Annotated in this window: 3 protein-coding genes; 2 read left to right on the forward strand and 1 reads right to left on the reverse strand. The window is 54.7% G+C overall.

The window, feature by feature from the left end:
* The first annotated feature begins 266 nt into the window (after positions 1-266).
* Entirely contained in the window at positions 267-749 is a 483-nt protein-coding gene (locus tag EN943_RS34635) for a hypothetical protein (RefSeq protein ID WP_127416335.1), read from the forward strand.
* Between the two features lie 164 nt (positions 750-913).
* Positions 914-2,791 (forward strand): tetratricopeptide repeat protein, encoded by a 1,878-nt coding sequence (locus EN943_RS34640; protein WP_127416336.1) that lies wholly within the window; start codon positions 914-916, stop codon positions 2,789-2,791.
* A gap of 102 nt (positions 2,792-2,893) precedes the next feature.
* On the opposite strand, the gene carB is transcribed toward EN943_RS34640, so the two are convergent.
* Positions 2,894-5,317, reverse strand: a 2,424-nt coding sequence (carB, locus tag EN943_RS34645; protein WP_127416337.1) for a carbamoyl-phosphate synthase large subunit, incomplete at its 5' end; no start/stop codon positions are given.

Below are 5,317 nucleotides of genomic sequence, written 5' to 3' on the forward strand. Positions count from 1 at the left end.
AGACAGTTATAAGATAGACTGTATTGAGTTGCAAATATTTCTTTTAGAAAACTATCTAAAACTTCCACTAGAATTTATTTACAAATTCCTTGAATTCGAATAATTAAATAGTTTGCCTTGTATCCTACTTATAGCGTTCACGACACGTCAACGGTTCATTGGGATCGAATCGGAACGTCTGGCGGCAACTGGATTGAACGCTGTATCGAGTTAGGTTAGTGATTGTGTCACGAAAAGAGCAATAGTGAAGAAAATCTGGGGGGAATATGCAGTTCGATTCTGGTGATGAAGCATTTCTGATAAAGAGCATTATGCAAGGGGATGCGCTTCTTATTCTCGGTGCTGGTGCATCCGTTTCATCTAAAAATTCCTATGGCCAGCCCGTTAAAACCGGTGGATCATTGGCTAAGCTGCTCGCTGAACGCGCCGCGCTTCCGTACGAGTCCGAAACTCTGACGGAAGTAGTATCCGCAGTTCGAGGTCAATACCTGAGTGATGTTCAGATTGGTTCGATTCTTGCTAAGGAATACAAAGGTACATTCCCGTCTGACGAGTTAATATCTCTTTTGCAAGTTTGTTGGAGGCGAATATATACATTTAATTATGACGATTCGATAGAAAATATTCAAAAAAAGACTGCCCAAATTCGTCGATACTACAATGGTATGGTTGACTCCGCCGCCGAGTTTGAAGGTCCGCGTTTTCTTCATGTCGTGCATCTGCATGGAGATATCAATAAACCTGAGTAAGGCACATTATAAGCAATAAGAATTATTGGTACGAGCGAGCTGGACAGGATTATATTTCGTCGTGTCCGATATTCATCGGTGCGTCGATAAATGAGCCGATTCTACTAGCAGAAATCGAGAGAGCGAAAAACAACGGTCGGTTCTCTTCTGGCCGTGGGTATGTAGTGACTCCAGATAAGCTGTCTCCTATTAAAAAAGAAGGTTTGAAGTCGAAGGGGTTGGTGCATATCGAGGGCACGCTCAAGGATTTTGCAGCTTGGGTCAAATCTGCATTTCCAAACGGGAACGATGCTCGTGAAGTAGTGGCGAAGGCCAATGAATTTGGCGCTACAGCGCTTAACTCAATTACAGCCTCAGACATAGACGTTGCGCACTCCCTTTATCCCATTTCTGTTAGGACGCTCGCCGAGCGCTTGAAGCAGATGCGTCCAGGCGAGGAGGCTCTGATGGGACGGCAGTTCCTCCAAGGTTTTCCCCCGAGCTGGATGCTGGCGGCTTCCAAGGTTCCCGTTCGCCTTGAGGCATTTGAAAGTTTGAAAAAGGAGCTCTTTGAGTCAATCGAACGAGGCGATCGACTTTTTGTTGCAACAGGGCAGGCCGGGAGCGGGAAGACAACCGCAACAATGATGGCGATACTCGATTACGCTAGCGATAATCCGGACGTGCCTATTTATGAGATGAGCAGAGATGTGGTGTCCACCACCAAGGCGTTCTCATTGCTGAATAGATTGCATGGTGAGCGGTGCATAGTTTTTGCCGGAGATCTTTTCGTGTATGGCGACGGATTCTCGGACTCTCTTCTCTCTATAAAATCCGGTGGTGTAACGGTTGTTTCCTCATCTCGCACGGGTGAATGGAACGAGCACCTTTCGCGATATCTGGGGGAATTTGCGCGCCCGGCCTTGTTTCAGCGATTTGTAAGACGGGACTATGATCCGTTGATCGATCGTCTCGTAGAATATGTACCTGCGCCGCGTTTCCGAAAGATGACACGATTGCAGCAACACGCTGAGCTAGCGAAATCGAAAAGCCAACTACTAATAGCTCTTCGGGAAGCGACAGATTCTGAGAATTTTGATGATATCATTACGAATGAATTTGAAAAACTCCCAGACGCAGACACTAGGCGCCTTTTGTTGATCGTTGGTGTGTCGACGTTAGCCAGAATTGGGGTAAGCGCGGACGTGGCCCGTGAGGCCTACTATAAGTTAAAACCTACGAGGACATTTGATAAGGCCTTAGAAGCTCTTGATGGAATAGTATCTTATACAGAAAGTAGACGACTAATTGCTAGGCACGACCTATACGTTAGGCATATATTTGACGAGGTTGCTAATTTTGACGACATACGTGACGCAATTAGGGAGCTTCTCAGAACGTATATAAAATATAATATGCCTGTTGTTAAGCATGTTCACAGGCAAGACGCGCAGTTATTTAGATTCATATTAAATCACACGTTTGTTAGCGAAATAACGCAACGTAACGGACGCCATGAAGATGGATCTGTGATTTATTCTGATTTTGAAACGGACTTTCAGCTTGATGGACATTACTGGCTTCAATACGGCCTTTATTTGGCTGCCCAGGGCAATCTGACGGAGGCCATTGCCATGATGCAGCGTTCGATAAGCGCTTATTCCGGCAACCCATACGCAGTTCACGCTCTTGCTGATCTACAGCTGCGGTCCGCACGGCAACGCGCGCAGTATGACGCGGTAACGCGCGACCTTATTGATATTGCCGTTAAAACCCTCAGTGTGATGGATTCGCAGCAATCTTTGAAAATTGACCAATATCCTATCGTGACATTATCGCTTGGACATGTTGGAGCGCTAGTTAAGCATTCACAGTCTGACTTGGCTAAGAAAGTTGCGAAAGACTACTATGAGCGGGTAAAATTTCTTTCGAGGAATGTTTACTCTTCGATGCTTGATAGGGCTGAAGAAAAGCTTTTCCGCTATATTACTTTGGGTGATTGGGGAGATTCGCAAAGCGCAGCGAAATCGAAATCTGGGCGGCAGGCAAAGCACCGCCGTTAGTCTAGCTGACTCCGCAGTTATCGATGCGCTTCGCGTGCTGACACAAGTGGAATGATATCTTAGGGTTACGCAACAGGACCGGATAACAAAGGAGCCTTAACTTCACGCAAAATACTCCTGCAATGGCCTGACCTCCAGGCTCCCAGCCTTCAGCGCCGCAATCGCTTCCGCCACAGCAGCCGCACCAGACAGCGTCGTGTAATACGGCACCTTCTGCATCAGCGTGGCGCGGCGCAGCGATTTGGAGTCCGACACCGCCTTCTGGCCATCCGTCGTGTTGAAGACGATCTGCACCTGGCGGTTGCGGATGGCGTCTTCGATGTGGGGGCGGCCTTCCAGCACCTTGTTGATCTTTTGCGCGTCGACACCGTTTTCGGCGAGGAAGCGGGCGGTGCCTGATGTGGCCAGCACCTTGAAGCCGAGGCCGGCCAGGCGCTTGACCGCCGGCAATATGCCTTTCTTGTCCTCGTCGCGCACCGAGACGAACAGCGTGCCGGAGCGCGGCAGGTCGACGCCGGCGCCCAACTGGCTCTTGGCGAAGGCCAGCGCGAAGTCGCGGTCGAGACCCATGACCTCGCCGGTCGAGCGCATTTCCGGTCCGAGCAATATGTCGACGCCGGGGAAGCGGGCGAAGGGGAAGACGGCTTCCTTGACCGCGATGTGGCCGGGGTTCCTGGGGTCGGGCATGGCGCCGTAATGGGCGAAGGCGTCTTCCAATTTCTCGCCGGCCATGATGCGGGCGGCGATCTTCGCAATCGGACGGCCGATGGTCTTGGCGACGAAGGGCACGGTGCGCGATGCGCGCGGGTTGACCTCCAGCACATAGACCGTGCCGTCCTTGATCGCGTACTGCACGTTCATCAGGCCGCCGACATGGAGCGCGCGGGCAAGGGCTGCCGTCTGGCGCTCCAGCTCGTCGACCAGCTCCGAAGGCAGCGAATGCACCGGCAGCGAGCAGGCGCTGTCGCCCGAATGGATGCCGGCCTCCTCGATGTGCTCCAGAATGCCGGAGACGAAGGTCGCCTTGCCGTCGCAGAGGCAGTCGACATCGACCTCGATGGCGCCAGAGAGATAGGTGTCGAACAGCAGCGGGTTCTTGCCCAGCAGCGTGTTGATCTGGCCGGTCTTGTCGTTGGGGTATTTCTGCTTGATGTCCTCCGGCACCAGGCCGGGCACGGTGTCGAGCAGATAGGTCTGCAGCATGCCCTCGTCATGGATGATCTGCATTGCGCGGCCGCCCAGCACATAGGACGGGCGCACCACCAAGGGGAAGCCGAGCTCGCCGGCAACCAGGCGGGCCTGCTCGACCGAATAGGCGATGCCGTTCTTCGGCTGGCTGAGGCCGAGCTTGTGCAGCAGCTTCTGGAAGCGGTCGCGGTCTTCGGCCAGATCGATCATGTCGGGCGAGGTGCCGAGGATCGGGATGCCGGCCTTCTCCAGCGCGTCGGCCAGCTTCAGCGGAGTCTGGCCGCCGAACTGGACGATGACGCCGACCAGTTCGCCCGAGGCCTGTTCGGCGCGCAGGATCTCCAGCACGTCTTCCGCCGTCAGCGGCTCGAAATAGAGCCGGTCGGAGGTGTCGTAGTCGGTCGAGACCGTCTCCGGGTTGCAGTTGATCATGATCGCTTCATAGCCGGCGTCGCGCAGCGCAAAGGCGGCGTGGCAGCAGCAATAATCGAACTCGATGCCTTGGCCGATACGGTTCGGACCGCCGCCGAGGATGACGACCTTCTTGCGCGACGAGACCTGCGCCTCGTTGGCCAGCGCGCCGGCAAACGGCACTTCATAGGTCGAGTACATGTAGGCGGTGGGCGAGGCGAACTCGGCCGCACAGGTGTCGATGCGCTTGTAGACCGGATGAACGTCAAGTTTTTCGCGAATCTTCGCAATCACTTCGACGTCCGTTTTCGTCAATGACGCGAGGCGGGCATCCGAGAAACCCATGGCCTTCAGCATGCGCAGATTGACGGCATCCTCGGGGATGCCGTGCTCGCGGATGCGGGCTTCCATGGCCACGATGCCGGCGATCTGTTCGAGGAACCACGGGTCGATCTTGCACATGGCGTGCACGTCTTCCAGCGAGGTGCCCATGCGGATCGCCTGCGCCACCATGCGCAGCCGGTCGGGGGTCGGCGTGCCGAGCGCGGCGCGGATGGCGTTGCGGTCGTCGGCATGGTTGGCGGTCGCAGCACCGTAGCCGAGGCCGGGGATCTCGATCTCGTCGAGACCCGTCAGGCCGGTTTCCAGTCCACGCAGGGCCTTCTGCAGCGATTCCTGAAAAGTGCGGCCGATGGCCATGACTTCGCCGACCGACTTCATGGCGGTGGTCAGCACCGGCTCGGCGCCGGGGAATTTCTCGAAGGCGAAACGGGGGATCTTCGTCACGACGTAATCGATCGACGGCTCGAAGGAGGCGGGCGTGGCGCCGCCGGTGATGTCGTTCTCCAGCTCGTCAAGCGTGTAGCCGACGGCGAGTTTCGCCGCGATCTTGGCGATCGGGAAACCTGTCGCCTTCGAAGCCAGGGC

It is taken from the genome of Mesorhizobium sp. M7A.F.Ca.US.006.01.1.1 (assembly GCF_003997935.1).
GTDB lineage: Bacteria > Pseudomonadota > Alphaproteobacteria > Rhizobiales > Rhizobiaceae > Mesorhizobium.